Below are 15,186 nucleotides of genomic sequence, written 5' to 3'. Positions count from 1 at the left end.
TCTTGACCTTCACATAAGTCTCGTCCACACGCCAAGAATCATTAGTAGACTTGAGATGAGGGCGACAACGCCGCTCTAATTCTGGGGCATAATCAAGTACCCAACGATTAATGGTGCTATGGTCAACTTCAAGTCCTCTCTCTAGCATCATTTCCTCCAAATTCCTGTAGCTGAGGGGATAACGGCAATACCAACGCACGTTAAGTAAGATAATTTCTGCTTGAAAATGTCGCCATTTGAAGGGTTGAGATCGAACCATAAATCAGGAGTAAGTAAGAGTCAAGAAATTCCTAAACTATCACTTTTTGCGACACAACCTTTTTTTCTACTGAATGTGAATTGAGACAACAGAAGTATCTCAATAATATAATCTAACAAGACCATAGGTTTCCCAAAAAGTTAGCTAAATACAACTTGTATTTTCAATATTTCCATACAGCCTGGAGAACTTTGAGAGGATATGAGATTATGAATATACTTCGCAAAGGTCAAGTTGAAAATATAGCTAAAGGCGATGTATTGGGACAAAGAGATTTTATTCATTCTCTTTTTGGGATTACTGTCTAAGAAATTAGTTATCTACAGAGTTTTTCTGTCCATTAAAAAATTTTGCAACAGAACCAAAAAAATATGACAACCAACTTATCTTCCTTTGCCGTTACATTCACGCTCCGATTTCCGCGCCCGATAATCTCTTACCACAGATTATTAGATAAATGCTGACTACTCCCTCGGTCGGGACGAGCGTGCAGATATTTCTGCGTCGTTCCCAGATCGGCGTGTCCTAGAGATTGCTGTAGCAAATGTAGGTCACACCCTCCTTCTAGAGCATGGGTAGCATGGCTGTGTCTCAACCAGTGAGATGATGCTGCGGGATTAATACCAGCTTTTTGAGCAGCTTTTTTGAGCAGCTTGTGTATCCAGGTTCTCTCTAATGGTTTGTGACGATAACTATTAAAACACCGCATCAGTCTTATGACTAGGAGGTAATTGATTTAATCCCTGCCATAAACCATTAGGTATCAACACTATCCGACTCTTTTGTCCTTTACCGTAAACAAGAGCCTGACCGCCCTCATCACGATTCGTCAAATCTTTCCAAGTTAACGCACATATCTCGCTTACTCTCAACCCACAAGCGTAAATCAGCGAAAATAACAGGCGATCGCGTCCAGGGGAGGTAGCCAAAATCAGTTTCTCAACTTCATTACTATCTAAGATGCGTTGACTCAAACCCTGTTTCGGATTGGGGGGTTTAACCAGCTTGCCCACATTAACGGACAAATAACCCACTTCATAACAGTAGGTCAGAAGGCTTTTGATGGTGCAGATTTTTACTTTAATAGTGTAGGGAGAATAGTTTCTCAACTCAAAGGATCTGACCCATTGCTGGATATCCTCTACCCGCACATCAGCCAAAGTCTGACCCGTAAAGGTCAAAAACTGCTTCACCGCTCCCGCATAGGTAACGCGAGAGCTTGAGGACTTGTCCGACAACCAAGAAACGATAATTTCCGAGTCAATGGTGGCTTTTGTTTGCCGAATAATTTTGAGGTTCATGACTCATCAAAAATCGAGTTTTGTTGACTCATACTATATCATCGATCGAGTTAAATAAATGCTTGGGGTGCATACTGCCCCCCAAACCCCCCTGTGTGCCTGTTGTTTAAAGTGGCGCGGGCAAAAGTTACTAGGGCGCGCACTCTTTGTGTGTTCTCTGTCCGCAGCCACTCTAACCGCTACGCTACAACAGGCGCGGAATCAAATATCTAACCATTACCTGCTACTATGCTAAACTATTCCCTATACAGGGAATAGTTATATTAAGATGGAAACTATATTTACTCCCAACGAAGCAGCAGCCTTTGCTTACTTACCACCCAAACGAGTTTATAAAGAAATAGAATACAGAGTAATTCAACCTGTGGAAGATGTGCCTCGTCTTTCTTTTGCTGCTTTAATATATTTACGTGCGCTCAAAGAAATTGATTTTGAGTTTTCCGTTAAATATCGCACTGCTTTGTATCAACGTTTAGTCGAAGCCATAGAAGAACACGCTTCAACTGTAGAATTTGCTAAATTCTTCGTCTTACAATTAAATACTATTAGTCAAGAATTATCGGAATTGATCTCTCAATTTAATCGATGGAAAAGCCATCTAGTGAGCGATCCTGAGATCATGGCAGGTCAAACAGTTTTTCCGAATTCTCGCTTGTCCGTGCATCATGTTGGTCAAATAATCGCTCGCGGTGAGTCACTGCAAGTTATTCAAGAAGATTACCCCTATCTGTCTGAGTTAGACTTCAAATTCGCTCCACTCTATGTCAAAGCTTATCCTGTTATGGGTAGACCAAGAAAAGGATGAAGTTTTTAATTGATGAAGATCTTTCGCCATATGTCGCCCGTTATCTATGCGAACAGCTTTTAATTGATGCAGTTGCAGTTAGAGATCGAGGATTATTAGGAAAAAGCGATCGCCAAATCTTAGAGTATGCTTTTAATGAAGACAGAATTGTAGTAACTGAAGAGTGTAGGTGATGCGTGAGAAATTTGCTCTTGCTTTTGAGGTTCATGCAGGAATCGTGTTTATAGTTGAAGGTGATTTACTGCGTAACAAACAGATTGAGATCTGCACCGAAGCAGTAAAATTTATCCAGCATGAAATTGAAGCTGGTAGAGACATGATTAATCGAGTGCTTTATATTTCTATTAATGGCACAAAGCAGCTAGAAACTTTACTTTAATTAATTATTCAAGGTACTTGTCCGCTCTAACGTAATTACAACATACGTATTTCTCCAAATTGCTCGATATATTCAACTAACAATTTGCTGTATTCTCCTTCTCTAAGCAGCTTTAAATTCCCTACTAAAATAAACAGTTCCCTGGCACGGCTAACCGCAACGTTGAGCAGATTAGGACGACGATTGATAAACCAAAGACTATCTGAGGAATGACATTGACGAGTAGAGAGAATTATTACTGATTTTTGCCCTCCTTGAAAAGTATGAACCGTACCTATACTGTTGCTAGAAAAATCCGACCAACGCGACCGTAATGAATTGGTTAAAGCGTCTGCTTGACGGCGGTAAGGGGAAATTACTCCAATGGTATCTGAATTATCATTCGAGTTGAGACTGTATCCTGCTTTGAGTAATTCTTTAATTAAGTCTTTAACTACCTCAATTTCTGCTTGATTAACATGGTCTGTTTGTTGTCCTTCTACATGACAAGCAATTAAATTAGCTCCCATTCGTGAAGGTGAGGGTAATGTTTTGATAATCATCTCTGGATAACAGAGTTGAGAGATAAAACGAGCAATCAAAGGGACGCTGCGATAATGATATTTAAGAACGATCCCGTTGCCCAAATCTCCCACTCGCCCGCTACCTCCTGCTGCTCGGTGATATGCCGTTATAGCGGTCGGACTATAGCGGTCGTAGTCAGTATCCGTCAGTTGTCGGGCAAAAAACGCTTTGGCTCTGTATAGGTCTTTATCTGAATCGCTCAAGGAAACGATAGGCTCTAGTTGCCAGGGGTCTCCTAAAAACATGGCTCGGCGACTGCGGACTAACAAGGGATAGACCTGATGGGGGGTAATCTGACCCGCTTCATCGACGAACGCTCGATCTATACAGCCATTATGTAGTTCGGGAAACAGACGACGCAGGGACTGTAGAGTACTGAGAAAAACGGGAAACAGAAGGCTGAGGTCGCGGTAAACAGAGTGCCAATTACGCTTGAACTGACGTTTAGTTTCCCATTCACCATTTAATACGCCAATATAAGTTCGGATATTTTCGATAACTGCTTCTTTTCTTCGTAATGCGGTAGAAAGCTGAAATTGCCAAGATAGCTCGAATAATTGCACTTGAAGTTGATGATAATCGGTATAAAAGCAACTGTAAAAATCTCGTTCGGAATAACTAGCTATTTTTTTCGGTATTTGTTGTTGTTGACGTTTTTGGAAAACGATCTGTTGCTGTAGGGTTTGTAACTGAGAACTGTTACGCTGTTTTAATAACCATCTCTGTTGCCATTCTTCGGCAGCCGTAAGCTGCCCAGCTATTTGCGCTCGCCAATATTCTAAATGCTTGCGGTTGACAATTAATTCTAAGGGGAAGGGAGTATTTTTAGTCCTGGCAACATCTTCATTGATGTTTTTATTGAGACGAGCAATAATAGCTCCATCCGTTTGTCCCTTGAAAACCCGCCACAATGATAATAGCCAATTCCCTAAGTTTTGATACCAAGAACGGGGTTGTCTGGTTTCTGTAGGTAACGCTCTTGTTGCTGATTCAATTGCCCTAGCAATCCTTTCAATTGGCTCGCGGGGAAACTGAGAACATTCGGTTTCTTCATTTGATGATAACTGCTGCTGTTCGCTCTGTATCGCTTCAATTGCTTGAGTTAGTTTCTCAATCTCGATTCGATTCTGCTCTAATTGTCGTTCGTCAGATACTCGTTGTTTTTGCTCTAGTTCAGCCCGCTCCCGATAAGATTGAAATTCTCCGACCGCCGACAATAACCGTTTTTTGGCTTGCTCCCACTCGGCTTGCTCGAACGTCGTTTCATTCAACCAATTGAGAGCAGCTTGTAATTTTGGCAAAACTTTCTTTCTCAAGCTATCTCTATCTTCTCCTGCTTGAGATAAATAGAAAAAGTCATTGTCAAATTGTTCTGAAAGATAAGTTTCAACATTGTTAACCGCACGGTTGTTAGTACTGGCTACTACGGTCAAGTTATTCTCATCTAATCCCTGTTGTGCCAGTTTGACAGCCCGCTCGACCACCTGTTGCGCTATTTTATGCAGCACGACATGAGTTTTGCCGTGTCCTGGTGGTCCAATTACCGCCGTCAGACCGTGAGAACAAGAATGTTTGAGGGCTGTTGCTTGAGCTTCATCGGGAGGGGAGGTAGCCCAAGCACCGAGAAATAATTGCTCTTGTTTGGGAGGTTGAGGTAAACCAAATAGATACTCGTAAGCGGGATGTCCTGAAATTGGCCAGGGATAGTCCAATTGTCCCTGAAGATTTTGAAAATCTTTTTTTAGATGGTGATTATAATTCGCGAAGCCAAAACGCAGTAGATAAGGTACTGGTTGGCAACGTAAGGGCTTTTCTGGAAGTTCGATTAAGTTCAGAAAATCTTGCAGGGTCGGAAAAGTGCGATTAAAAACGGCTTCGAGAAACACAAATAAGCCTTCGCGTGTGGGCAGACGTTCTGCTTCTTCTTCTTCAATTCCGTAAAATTTAATTAGGTTGGGTAAAACGGGATGAAACTCGAACTCGGTTAAATCCCATCCTTTTTGACGATAGTTGACCGACAAGATAGGAGTAAGATCGATGGTAAAGAGGGGACGAAATTTACGAAGATTATTCTCAAACTGAGCAATACTTGGAAATGCCACGGCAATCTGATAGTCCTCTTCTCTATTTCGGTCGGCACAAGCCTTCTTTTTTTGCTTTAGAGTTTTGAATAATGTCTTGTCAATAATGAGATGATTGCCAATGAGACTAACTCCTTTATCCCATACGTAGTCAACTCCATGACGTTGTGCATCTACCTTAGCATTGGTTAGATCTTCTAGTCGAATATAGTCAAGCCAGATTGCCATAATTGCTCTAATTTTCGCCTCAGCCGAGCGAGAATTATTGCTTTGACCAGTCAAAGATGAGTTTTTAGAATTTCTAAAATTGTCTGACCCGATTCTCATTGCGCTTACTATCCTGGCTTGTTTTTTTACTTGAGCGACGGCGGAGTTTTAAGTTACCCGTAACGTTACGGGTAACTTTTTTGACTTGGGTTATTTGGCTGAAGTTAGAGCTTCTAATTGACTTAAAAGCTTTTCTAGTTTTTGTCGTTTCTTGGGGTCTGACCACACCTTTGACTTGTTGATTTGTTGGTAAGCAGTTTTAAGACGCTTTGGAAGGGGGTCTGATGGCTTGTCTGAATTTGGCTGAAGCTCTTCGATCTTTTCTTTGATTTGGCTCAATGAGAGGTTATTTTTTATAGTTTCTAACAGTAAAGAGTTACGAACTCGATCGTCTTTAATCCGTGCAATTACAGTAGCTTTTGTATAAGCAATTTTTCCCAATTGGAGGGCTTCTCTGATATCTTGAGGCAGCTTGAGCAAAGGTAAACGATTTCTGACAAAAGACGACCAATTCATAGTGCCGATGGAGTTGAAAAGTTTTTCTACTTGAGCGACCGTCTCTTTACCCGTAACGTTACGGGTAACTTTTCCTTTAGATTCATTATTCAGGCGATAAAGTAGAGAAATTGCCTCTTCTACAGTAATTTCAAGGTGCAGAGAGAGCAGTTGTAAAATTCCCTCAGTTTCCTCTACAGGATTGAGGTCTTCCCGTTGGAGATTTTCGATTAGGGCAAGGGTAAGAGCATCGGAATTACTCAGTTCGCGAATCACTGCGGGGACTTCAATTAGTTCGCTTGACATTGCTGCCCGATAGCGTCGTTCTCCTGCTACGAGTTCATAGCCTCCTGATGTCATAGGACGTACTAAGAGGGGTTGGAGAATACCATGTTGTTCGATCGAGTTGACTAACTCCTTCAAAGCGTCGGGGTCAAAATAGCGTCGGGGTTGTTGTGGGGGGAGATGAATTTCTTTAATTAAAACTAAAGTAGCTGCTGCTTTTGTCTCGCTTTTAGATTCATCAGCCCAAGGAGCATTAATCTGACTACCAAATGGTTTTTCACTTTTACGACGACTCATGATAGTTCCTCCATAGCAGTGGCTAAAGAATCAAGAAGAGTAACAGCCGAATGTTTGGGGTCGTAAACAGCTAATGGTTCTCGCTCTTCAGAAGCATCAACAAAAGACGTGGCGCGGGGAATGGGGGGAAAAACTTTGCCCCAGCTTGATAGCTGTGTAGAAATTGCGCCTAAAGTTCGAGTATCGGCTGAATTTCTGCGGTCATAACGGGTAGGAACAAAACCCGCTATCTCTAAGGAACGATTAGCTCGATTTTTAACTCTGGTTACGGTTTGTAAAAGCTCGTTAGTTCCCTCGAAAGCTTTAACATGAGTTTCAATGGGAACGAGAACATGAGTAGCTGCCACTAAGGAAATGTAAGAGAGTAAGCCTAAACTGGGGGGACAGTCGAGCAGGATAAAGTCGTAAGCATCTTTAACTGGTTCTATAGCTTCTTTGAGTCGCAGGTCGCGCATTTCGGCACTGACTAACTGCATTTCAGTAGTGGAGAGGATTCTATTAGTAGGAGCTAAGTCTATACCGTGAATATCTTCGGTAATGGGTAAGGGCTGTTCTTCAATAATGGCATCAGCAACTGTTTTATCTAACTGCGCTGGTACTAAGCCCATAAATTTAGTCAGACTTGCTTGAGGGTCCATATCGATGAGGAGAACCCGATGTTTTCTTTGTGCTAGGTGATAACCCAAGTTATGGGTCAGGGTAGTTTTCGCTACTCCCCCAGCTTGGTTAAATATGGCGATAATTCGGCAAGAATTAGAATTAATAGACACGGGGCTAAAAAGTCCTAAATTAAAGTATTAGCATCAAAAAATCTTTGATTCCTGAATTTTTTTGAATTTCTTCTTTTAGGTTAGTACCTACTCATTATTTATTGTCTATCTCAAAAATAATTGATTTTCTCAATTCTTTATCAAAAATATTATACTCTTTTATTCGAGTATTGTTTAAATTTGATTTTTTGACAAGTAGAGATAGAGTAAGTCTTGGGGCATAGTCTTAATTAAGAGTCTAATAGAATCAGCATAGAATAAGGAAGACTCCAGATCTTTAGGCATTTTTTCAAACCGCGAACCCCATTTATCAACTGTGTTGGTCGGTTTCTTTAAGACAGCACTAAGTAGCCTGACGCATTTAGCTCTATATCCCCAAACTTTCTTGGCTTCTTCTTTTTCCTGCTGGGTTAGTTTATCGATTTCAAACCATCTTTCACAAAAAGTATTAGCATCCATGTGGATAAGTCATCTAAACATCTAGCCAATAATAAATGATGAAGATTGTGTCGAACGCAGTATGGCATTATTACTTTTAGTCTTAAACTTTCTGCACATTGCTGTAGTTGAAGAATATTTAAGATGATCGATACTTTTTAATCTCTTTTTAGCTAAAAAGCTACACTAATACTAATATAGTTAATAATTTTTTACTAGTTAATAATACTCCGTTATTCGAGTAACTATCGTTAGGTACTACTTCAATTTAAGATGGAGCAAGATGGAAAGAAAACAGACTACTTCTGTTGAAACAAAAGAAACCAAAAAAAATATCGCTTCTGTAGATATAATGGAAGTAAGTAAACTTACCGATTTACCGAATACCGAACCGAGTTTATACAAGAAGGACGAATATTTTACTCCTGCTGCTACTTCTGCTCCGATGGTGTCTAGTCTCCGCGCTCAGTTAAGAAAAGATTTGTGGGAAAAAGACCCTTCAGGATTAGCCTTTTTTCTACATCGAGCTAAAGGAAAATCCAGTAACATTATCGAGCATTACATCACCAACCCAGGTGATATATCCCTTTTACCTTGGGAGGAAGCTCTACAAATCATCGATAAGTTTGGCACAAACACCGCCAAATTACACCTTATTTTCGCTGCTCATACCATGCGACAAGAGCAGCCTTGGGTGAATGAATTCAATCTCAAAATTAGCGATTTGATTGAAGAAATTGGTTGGAACAACAACCATTATCCAAGATATGAGAAAATTAAAACTATAGCCAAACACGCTTTTGCTTTAGATTGTCTGACGGTTCAAGCTACTTGGGTAGAAGGTAGACACCGAAAAGGCGGATTAATGGCGAGTGTAGAAACTTCGCGAATCTGGAATGTTCGAGTCCACCTAGTCGGACAACAAAATCTGCAAGGTAAGGTAGAACAACCAGAAGAAGGAATCATTACAGTTCGTCCTGGTTTGTGGACAGATAGTTTTTTAAACAGGGCTGGATGCGAAGCTAGAAAAGCTTTATATCAATTTGGTTACTTAGCTCAAGATATTCTCAAAATCGATCCTTACCAAGATGATCTAGCATTGCGATTGGGACTTCATTTAACTATAGAAAGTCGATTTCATATTAGTGGAACTTACAAAGTACAAACCTTACTCGAAGCTCTTTTACCAAAGACTGTTATCAACAAAGCCTTAGAAAATAGCGATAAAGCTCGCAAACTTACCAATCGCTGGAATCATGCTTTGATTGTGTTGTCTGAACTCTCAAGGGCATTTCAAATTGAATTTGACCCTGTTAGCTATCTAGAAGAATTACGTCCTGATAGCAAAGCAAGGAAACCACGCAGTTACTTCGAGCAGTTGCTTGCTGCTAAAATAACAATTCATCCTCCAGCACCTATTCCAGAGTTATTAGCTGCTAAAACTCAACCAAAACAGATTAAATCAAAAATCGACCCATCCCCAAAAAATATAAAAGAGCTAGTAGCACAAACTACCGAACTAACAGGAACTCAAATCAAAGATGCTCGAAAAGCAAAAGGCTGGAGTCAGGGACAATTAGCTGGTTTTCTAGGAGTATCCCAAAACTTAGTTTCTCTCATCGAACGAGATAAGAGAGCGGTTAGCAAAAAGCTGAGAAGAAAAATAGGCAAACTTTTAGAAATTTAGAACAAACTCTCTAGAGTACTGCCACAAACTTTCTACATCAAGGTTGGTCGTCTGCATAATAATTTGTGCTTCAAATGCTTCATGGAGTATGCTTTTGAGCTTTTCTTTACTTCACATAATAGCGAACGCTATTGTTAAATATTTGAGTTTTAAAAGAAAAATTTTTGTTTTAAAAAAACTTGAAAAAATCGACCTCAAAGTATTGGTATATCTAGCTTAGACCTTTAAAACAAAAGCATCTTAATGCTGCCATAAACTTCCCCTTCGTATCGTTTGTTAGTAAAAATTGTCTTATATCCCTTACTGGATAAAGGCTAGAAAAATTTTTTTGATTGCTTTTTTGCGCTCGCTGTAGCCAACAATGCGTGTTTTAAAAGAAAAATTTTTGTTTTAAAAAAAAACTTGAAAAAATCGACCTCAAAGTATTGGTATATCTAGCTTAGACCTTTAAAACAAAAGCCTCCCGATGCTGCCATAAACTCATCCCGATGCTGCCATAAACTGCCTCCCGATGCTGCCATAAACTCATTTTTACGATCCTTACGCAGCAATTGTTTCAGCGTTTTAAAACAAACCCGATCAATATATATATTTAGATCAATATAGATCCAACTCAAAACACGCATTTTCAATCTCTGGCATGATTCGTTAATTACTAAATCTCCCTATGCCAGATGACTACTTTTCAATCAGTACATTCCGTTTCTAAAACACAAAAACTTATCGACGGGCTAAAACGCATCATCGCGACTGACCTCGATCTGCCTCTCGTGCCAATAGGTAACAACAAACAACCTTTAGGCGATCGCTGGCAACAGCGTCCGTTTACTGCCTCCCAACTTATTGAGGCAATCAACCAAGGGGGGGTGTCTGTTCCCATCCAAGGTAAAACTAAAAAAATTCACCCTCTCGGATTTGGGCTTATTACGGGTCGTTGCGTGACCATTGAGGGTAATAGTCATTTCCTGATGGCACTAGACCAAGATGGGGGTTCTGCGTGCCGTAAAATCGATGAACTGTCTGAAGGTAGATCTCTACCAAACACCGTCGCCTTTACTAGCGATCGCCCTGGACGCTGCCAATATTTGTTTTTGATTCCCGAACAGTACGCCCATGCGATTAAAACCAAAAAAATCAAAACAGGCGTAATCGGCGATGATGGCAAAGCAGAACAATTAGAATTTCGCTGGCAAAGCTTGCAATCTGTTTTACCTCCTTCGGTTCATCCCACTACTGGCGAGTATCGTTGGGTTGATGGTTGTGCCATCGACGAAACAGAAGTGGCGATCGCTCCCAATTGGATTATCGAGCAGATGCTGATTGAGCCTGTTAAGCAAAAAGCAGGGGAGAAGAGGAAAGTTACCGCCTTTTTTACCCCGTCACCCATGCACGTCAGATGGACTGACACTGACTTCGCCCTGTCTTACCTCGATGCCGTTTCTAGCTATCGCGCTTCGGACTACGACGAATGGTTAAACGTGGGTATGGCACTTCACAGCATCGATGATACGTTGCTCGATGCTTGGGATAAATGGTCGAATCAATCGGCAAAATACAAACCAGGTGAATGTGAACGGAAATGGCGGTCGTTTTCTTCTGGTGGTGGTGTTACTTTAGGAACTTTGGCACATATGGCAAAACAGGATGGATGGCAGAGTCCCTTTGCTAGCCAAAACAAAAATACAGGCGGTCGCGATCGCCATAACTTCCAGAAAAGTCAAACCAAAAATGCGACTGTCACTGGTGACACGCAACCAAACGGTGACACCTCAAAACTAGAATTACTAGGTTTTGACGCTACTGTCACTACTGTCACCGATGTTCTCAAAGCTGGCTTAATTGACTATGCAGAACGCGATCGCTTAGATTGCCTTCAAGCTCGTTCGGTAATTAGTAAAGCTGCCTTCTGGCAAATGGTTGCAGCCATTCGCACGAACCTCGATGAAATTCAACCAGAAGATACGGCTAAATTCGAGCGACTGATTGACTGGCACAACGCTACTCTAAACTTTGAAAAAGTTCTTCCTCAACCTCTAGCTGATGCTTTTAAGCGCGATGCTGCGATTTTGAATATCGACCCCGTTAGCCTGTGGCAGTATTTTCTCCCTACAGTGCTTTCATTAGCTGGAAAACGAGTCAACCTAGATCTAGAATCCCACTCGATTCCAGCGATCGCCTGGACTTGTATTGTGGGAGAATCTGGTACGGGTAAAAGTCGGGCAGAATCCGTTATCCTCGCCAATCTCAAACAAAAACAACATCTAGAAAAGAAACGCTGGCTAGAGGAAATGCAGGAGTACAAACAAATTTGTCAGAGTAAGAGCAAGAATGACGATCTCGAAATCGAACCCCCTATTCCCGAACGAAAATATCTCTTTGAAGTCGCCACCATCCAAGCAGTGATGCGAAGATTGTCAGAGCAGCACGATAATGGCTCTATTTGGGCTAGAGATGAGATAGCTGGACTATTTAAGTCTTTAGGTCAATTCCAGGGTAAAAAGGGCGATAATGAGGGGCTGGAGTGCTTGCTCAAAATGTGGGATGGTTCTGGCTCGTTTGTCGATCGCGTTAACGCGGAAAACGATTCTTATGCCGTTTCCGAAACCCGTTTGAGTATCGCTGGCGGAATTCAACCAGGGGCGTTTCGCACTGCTTTTAAAGACCCCGATGATGCTCAGGGACTGCAAGCGCGATTTCTTTACGCTATTCCCCAAGTGTTTCCTGCCAAGCGGGTCAGAGGCTACTGTGAGTTAAGCGATATCTTACCCCCACTGTATGATTGGCTAGACCGATGCCCCACTGGAAAGATTAAATTATCTCCCACAGCAGACCGTCGCTATAGCAACTTAGTCGAACAAATTGGTTTACAGGCGGAACAGAGTACGAGTGGCGCAGTACGTGCATGGATGCGTAAATTACCCACTCAATTGTTAAGGATTGCTTTGGGGTTACATTTGATTGAATGCTACTACAATAGCGCTCGCTATGAGGGCGAATTACAGCTAGCTACTTTAGAACGAGCGGTAGAAGTATGCCGTTACTATCGCAGTACCTTTGCACTCGTTCGAGAAAAAACAGCCGATTCCGATAACATCAGTTCGATTCTGCTCAAAATGTGGGATCTGGCAACTGTCCAACCAGATGGTGTAACTCCCAGAGAGCTTTATCGAGGTATTAAAGCAATTGGTCGTCGCGCCCAACAAATTGGTCGAGGTATAGGTGCATATACCATCGAACTAATTAACCAACTGGTACAGATGGGTAAAGGAACATTAGAAAAAAATGGACGTTCTTTTCGTTTCTTTGCCAAATTAGACACTCAGAATAATTCGGGATCGTCTTTTAGAAAGATAAATGAAATTGACACGACGACACAAAAACACGGAGACGCGGAGAATGATTTTGGTTTCCCAAGTAAAACCATACAGCAGCCAGAACGCGTAAATGATTCAATATCTAGCGTTTGTGCTACTCAAAATAAGAATGATTCTACTTCCACTAGTTTTTTCGATCTAGATAAAGACGAACTATTTTCTGTTGGTAAAAAGCCAGCTAAAACTACAGAGCTAAAAGAAGAAGAAAACACAAAATCACTACCCGAACCTTCTTTAAGGAAACTTATAAATAAGCGAGATTCAAATAGTAATTATTCTGAATCGGCGACAGACGTGACAAAAGCTAAAAACTATCAACAACAAGAGTTAGAGCCGTCATCAACCATAGATATGTCACCAGTGACAACAAAGTATGAGCAATCGCAGTTCGTGCATCAGAATGAAGCGAACGAGCAAAACAAACCTGCTATTATATCTTATTTTCAAGAGCAAAATGTAGCTATATCTGCTAATGTTTTAGATACAAACTCTGTAGAAAAAAGTGAGTGTAATTCAGATAAATCTTATCCATATTTAGAACAAAAACAAAATCTAAACTGGTTACTTCAATTTTTAGCTGACTTAGAATCAATTCCTATGCCCCATCGGCGATTTACTTCTCTCGAACAGTTAGAAAACTTATTTAATGAGTTAGAACGACGAGCCACAAATTGTTACAAAGAATTACTAGAAAAATGTCCCAATTATATGGAGCGACTGGCGAGCGCTCAAAAAATTGTCAGTGAGTGTTTTCCTCTATCCTCTTGAATCAGCAAAAGCAATTTGCCAGTTTTTCTTAGCCGAGGTTTCACCCTCTTCTATGTAGTGTAAATTTAGACAAAAATATGTCAACCAAAGTAACAGTTGCTTACGGAAAGAATTTTCATCTTTATAAAGAAGTTTTGGATGAGGATTTTATTTACTTAGAGATAGAAGGAGTCCAATTCGAGGCATCATACAATCGGGTAATGGTTCCTATTCCCGTACATATTTGGGAAGTTATTCGACAATACGAAGGAACAGATTTATCCTGGGCTGACACCACTGAGGAAGAAATTGCTCGATATGTCGAACAGCAGGTTGACGAACGAATACAGAAATATCAACAGGCAGAAAATGAACCTAACAAGCGTCTAATTGCTTTGTTAGGTTCGATACCATACGGTGGGGTTGATACTCCTCGTCAACAGCAAATAGAACAAGGGATTACATATTTCAAGAACTCAAGAGAGCATCAGTTACAAATAAAAAGCGCAATCGCCGATCTCAAGCAAATAAACGACTCCAAGAAGGAAAAACTTTAATGTCATTACAACTCAATATTAATTACCCAGAAAACTTTCCCGATGCAATTGGGCGAACCAGAGAGCAGTTTGAACAGGAAGCAAAATGGGCAATGGCAATTAAATTATTTGAAATGAAACGTCTTTCTTCAGGTCAAGCAGCAGCCCTAATTGGTATCGATAGAGTTTCTTTCTTACTCAATCTGGATCGTTATGGAGTAGCGATGCTCGATCTCAGTGAAGAGGAACTTCTATCGGACATGGAAAATGCCTAGACCAGAGATAATTGTCATAAACACCTCACCACTTATTACTTTGGTAGCAGCTTTGGGAAACTTAACTGTTCTGCGTTCTCTTTATACAGAGGTGCTAGTCCCTTTTGAAGTTTGCCAAGAGATTACAGCAGGTGGTCGCGATGGTTTTGCTGTGGCTGAGTTTGAAGCAGCTAATTGGTTACATAAGAAAGATACTTATCTTAATATTTCACCTTTTTTGCTTAATTCATTAGATTTGGGTGAAGCTGCTGTAATTCAACTGGCATTAGATGAAAATATCCAAACTGTCTGTATTGATGAAGCAGTTGGCAGACGAATCGCTAGATTAAATGGTCTTTCCCTGACAGGTTCGATGGTTGTGTCGCAAATAATAAACAAGGCGAAAATATTTGATAGAAGATCCAGTAATTTAAGCTGCTATTGCGAAGATTTGATTAATGAAAGAGATTTGTCCCATTACATCACCTTTTTCCACATCTTGGATTTGTCCCTTACGAATCATGTTCATCGCTTCGTAGCCTTTGATCGTTCTTCGGGCTGAATTAAAAGAGCCAAAGCTCATGCCAGGATTTATCAGATGTTTTACGCCACGATGATCCTGCTCGACTATATTGTTCAAGTACTTG

15 protein-coding genes are annotated in these 15,186 nt (G+C 40.8%); 7 read left to right on the top strand and 8 right to left on the bottom strand.

The genetic code is table 11. The features are described from left to right. The 3 genes from V6C71_15290 to V6C71_15280 all read right to left on the bottom strand — a co-directional run. Window positions 1-259 (bottom strand): IS6 family transposase (locus V6C71_15290; protein ID HEY9769833.1); only part of this gene is annotated, 259 nt, incomplete at its 3' end. 436 nt (window positions 260-695) lie between these two features. Next, on the bottom strand, window positions 696-968 hold the full coding sequence (locus V6C71_15285) for a tyrosine-type recombinase/integrase (GenBank protein ID HEY9769832.1): 273 nt from the start codon (window positions 966-968) through the stop codon (window positions 696-698). Further along, complete coding sequence (locus V6C71_15280) at window positions 955-1,560, bottom strand: tyrosine-type recombinase/integrase (GenBank protein ID HEY9769831.1); 606 nt, start codon at window positions 1,558-1,560, stop codon at window positions 955-957. Before V6C71_15280 ends, V6C71_15285 begins: the two co-directional genes overlap by 14 nt. Window positions 1,561-1,828: 268 nt before the next feature. Between V6C71_15280 and V6C71_15275 the strand changes: the two genes are divergently transcribed. Genes V6C71_15275 through V6C71_15265 form a run of 3 tightly spaced genes read left to right on the top strand, consistent with a single transcriptional unit; the run spans window position 1,829 to window position 2,744 of the window. Beyond that, a complete protein-coding gene (locus V6C71_15275) occupies window positions 1,829-2,365 on the top strand; it encodes a DUF433 domain-containing protein (GenBank protein HEY9769830.1) in 537 nt (178 codons plus the stop codon). Then, window positions 2,362-2,538, top strand: coding sequence for a DUF5615 family PIN-like protein (locus V6C71_15270; GenBank protein ID HEY9769829.1), 177 nt, complete (start codon window positions 2,362-2,364; stop codon window positions 2,536-2,538). The genes V6C71_15275 and V6C71_15270 overlap by 4 nt, the downstream gene beginning before the upstream one ends. Then, entirely contained in the window at window positions 2,538-2,744 is a 207-nt protein-coding gene (locus V6C71_15265) for a hypothetical protein (protein ID HEY9769828.1), read from the top strand. The genes V6C71_15270 and V6C71_15265 overlap by 1 nt, the downstream gene beginning before the upstream one ends. A 35-nt stretch (window positions 2,745-2,779) precedes the next feature. Here the strand turns inward: V6C71_15265 and V6C71_15260 are convergent, their stop codons facing one another. The 4 genes from V6C71_15260 to V6C71_15245 form a co-directional block, all read right to left on the bottom strand. Beyond that, on the bottom strand, window positions 2,780-5,716 hold the full coding sequence (locus V6C71_15260; GenBank protein ID HEY9769827.1) for an AAA domain-containing protein: 2,937 nt from the start codon (window positions 5,714-5,716) through the stop codon (window positions 2,780-2,782). 90 nt (window positions 5,717-5,806) lie between these two features. Further along, window positions 5,807-6,733 carry a ParB/RepB/Spo0J family partition protein gene (locus V6C71_15255; GenBank protein HEY9769826.1) on the bottom strand — a complete coding sequence of 309 codons (927 nt, stop codon included), beginning with the start codon at window positions 6,731-6,733 and terminating at the stop codon, window positions 5,807-5,809. Continuing rightward, window positions 6,730-7,503 (bottom strand): AAA family ATPase, encoded by a 774-nt coding sequence (locus tag V6C71_15250; protein ID HEY9769825.1) that lies wholly within the window; start codon window positions 7,501-7,503, stop codon window positions 6,730-6,732. The genes V6C71_15255 and V6C71_15250 overlap by 4 nt, the downstream gene beginning before the upstream one ends. A gap of 174 nt (window positions 7,504-7,677) precedes the next feature. Further along, window positions 7,678-7,962, bottom strand: a complete 285-nt coding sequence (locus V6C71_15245; protein ID HEY9769824.1) for a hypothetical protein — start codon at window positions 7,960-7,962, stop codon at window positions 7,678-7,680. 262 nt (window positions 7,963-8,224) lie between these two features. Here V6C71_15245 and V6C71_15240 point away from each other — a divergent pair, with 262 nt between their 5' ends. The 4 genes from V6C71_15240 to V6C71_15225 all read left to right on the top strand — a co-directional run bounded on the left by V6C71_15240 (window position 8,225) and on the right by V6C71_15225 (window position 14,560). After that, a complete protein-coding gene (locus tag V6C71_15240) occupies window positions 8,225-9,628 on the top strand; it encodes a helix-turn-helix transcriptional regulator (GenBank protein HEY9769823.1) in 1,404 nt (467 codons plus the stop codon). A gap of 674 nt (window positions 9,629-10,302) precedes the next feature. Next, window positions 10,303-13,770 (top strand): DUF3987 domain-containing protein, encoded by a 3,468-nt coding sequence (locus tag V6C71_15235; GenBank protein ID HEY9769822.1) that lies wholly within the window; start codon window positions 10,303-10,305, stop codon window positions 13,768-13,770. Window positions 13,771-13,847: 77 nt separating this feature from the next. After that, a complete protein-coding gene (locus tag V6C71_15230; protein HEY9769821.1) occupies window positions 13,848-14,306 on the top strand; it encodes a hypothetical protein in 459 nt (152 codons plus the stop codon). Next, window positions 14,306-14,560 (top strand): UPF0175 family protein, encoded by a 255-nt coding sequence (locus V6C71_15225; protein ID HEY9769820.1) that lies wholly within the window; start codon window positions 14,306-14,308, stop codon window positions 14,558-14,560. Before V6C71_15230 ends, V6C71_15225 begins: the two co-directional genes overlap by 1 nt. Window positions 14,561-14,969: 409 nt before the next feature. Here V6C71_15225 and V6C71_15220 read toward each other — a convergent pair. Continuing rightward, a partial coding sequence (locus V6C71_15220) for a DDE-type integrase/transposase/recombinase (protein HEY9769819.1) occupies window positions 14,970-15,186 on the bottom strand: 217 nt, incomplete at its 5' end.

This window comes from Coleofasciculaceae cyanobacterium (genome assembly GCA_036703275.1).
GTDB lineage: Bacteria > Cyanobacteriota > Cyanobacteriia > Cyanobacteriales > Xenococcaceae > Waterburya.
This window is presented reverse-complemented; position numbering and strand designations above follow the sequence as displayed.

What these genes read in the sequence shown, in the direction of transcription:
- V6C71_15255 (HEY9769826.1), bottom strand. Translation starts at nt 6,733, where the DNA reads ATGAGTCGTCGTAAAAGTGAAAAACCATTTGGTAGTCAGATTAATGCT.
- V6C71_15280 (HEY9769831.1), bottom strand. Translation starts at nt 1,560, where the DNA reads ATGAACCTCAAAATTATTCGGCAAACAAAAGCCACCATTGACTCGGAA.
- V6C71_15235 (HEY9769822.1), top strand. Translation starts at nt 10,303, where the DNA reads ATGACTACTTTTCAATCAGTACATTCCGTTTCTAAAACACAAAAACTT.
- V6C71_15275 (HEY9769830.1), top strand. Translation starts at nt 1,829, where the DNA reads ATGGAAACTATATTTACTCCCAACGAAGCAGCAGCCTTTGCTTACTTA.
- V6C71_15265 (HEY9769828.1), top strand. Translation starts at nt 2,538, where the DNA reads ATGCGTGAGAAATTTGCTCTTGCTTTTGAGGTTCATGCAGGAATCGTG.
- V6C71_15225 (HEY9769820.1), top strand. Translation starts at nt 14,306, where the DNA reads ATGTCATTACAACTCAATATTAATTACCCAGAAAACTTTCCCGATGCA.
- V6C71_15285 (HEY9769832.1), bottom strand. Translation starts at nt 968, where the DNA reads ATGCGGTGTTTTAATAGTTATCGTCACAAACCATTAGAGAGAACCTGG.
- V6C71_15240 (HEY9769823.1), top strand. Translation starts at nt 8,225, where the DNA reads ATGGAAAGAAAACAGACTACTTCTGTTGAAACAAAAGAAACCAAAAAA.
- V6C71_15245 (HEY9769824.1), bottom strand. Translation starts at nt 7,962, where the DNA reads ATGGATGCTAATACTTTTTGTGAAAGATGGTTTGAAATCGATAAACTA.
- V6C71_15230 (HEY9769821.1), top strand. Translation starts at nt 13,848, where the DNA reads ATGTCAACCAAAGTAACAGTTGCTTACGGAAAGAATTTTCATCTTTAT.
- V6C71_15260 (HEY9769827.1), bottom strand. Translation starts at nt 5,716, where the DNA reads ATGAGAATCGGGTCAGACAATTTTAGAAATTCTAAAAACTCATCTTTG.
- V6C71_15270 (HEY9769829.1), top strand. Translation starts at nt 2,362, where the DNA reads ATGAAGTTTTTAATTGATGAAGATCTTTCGCCATATGTCGCCCGTTAT.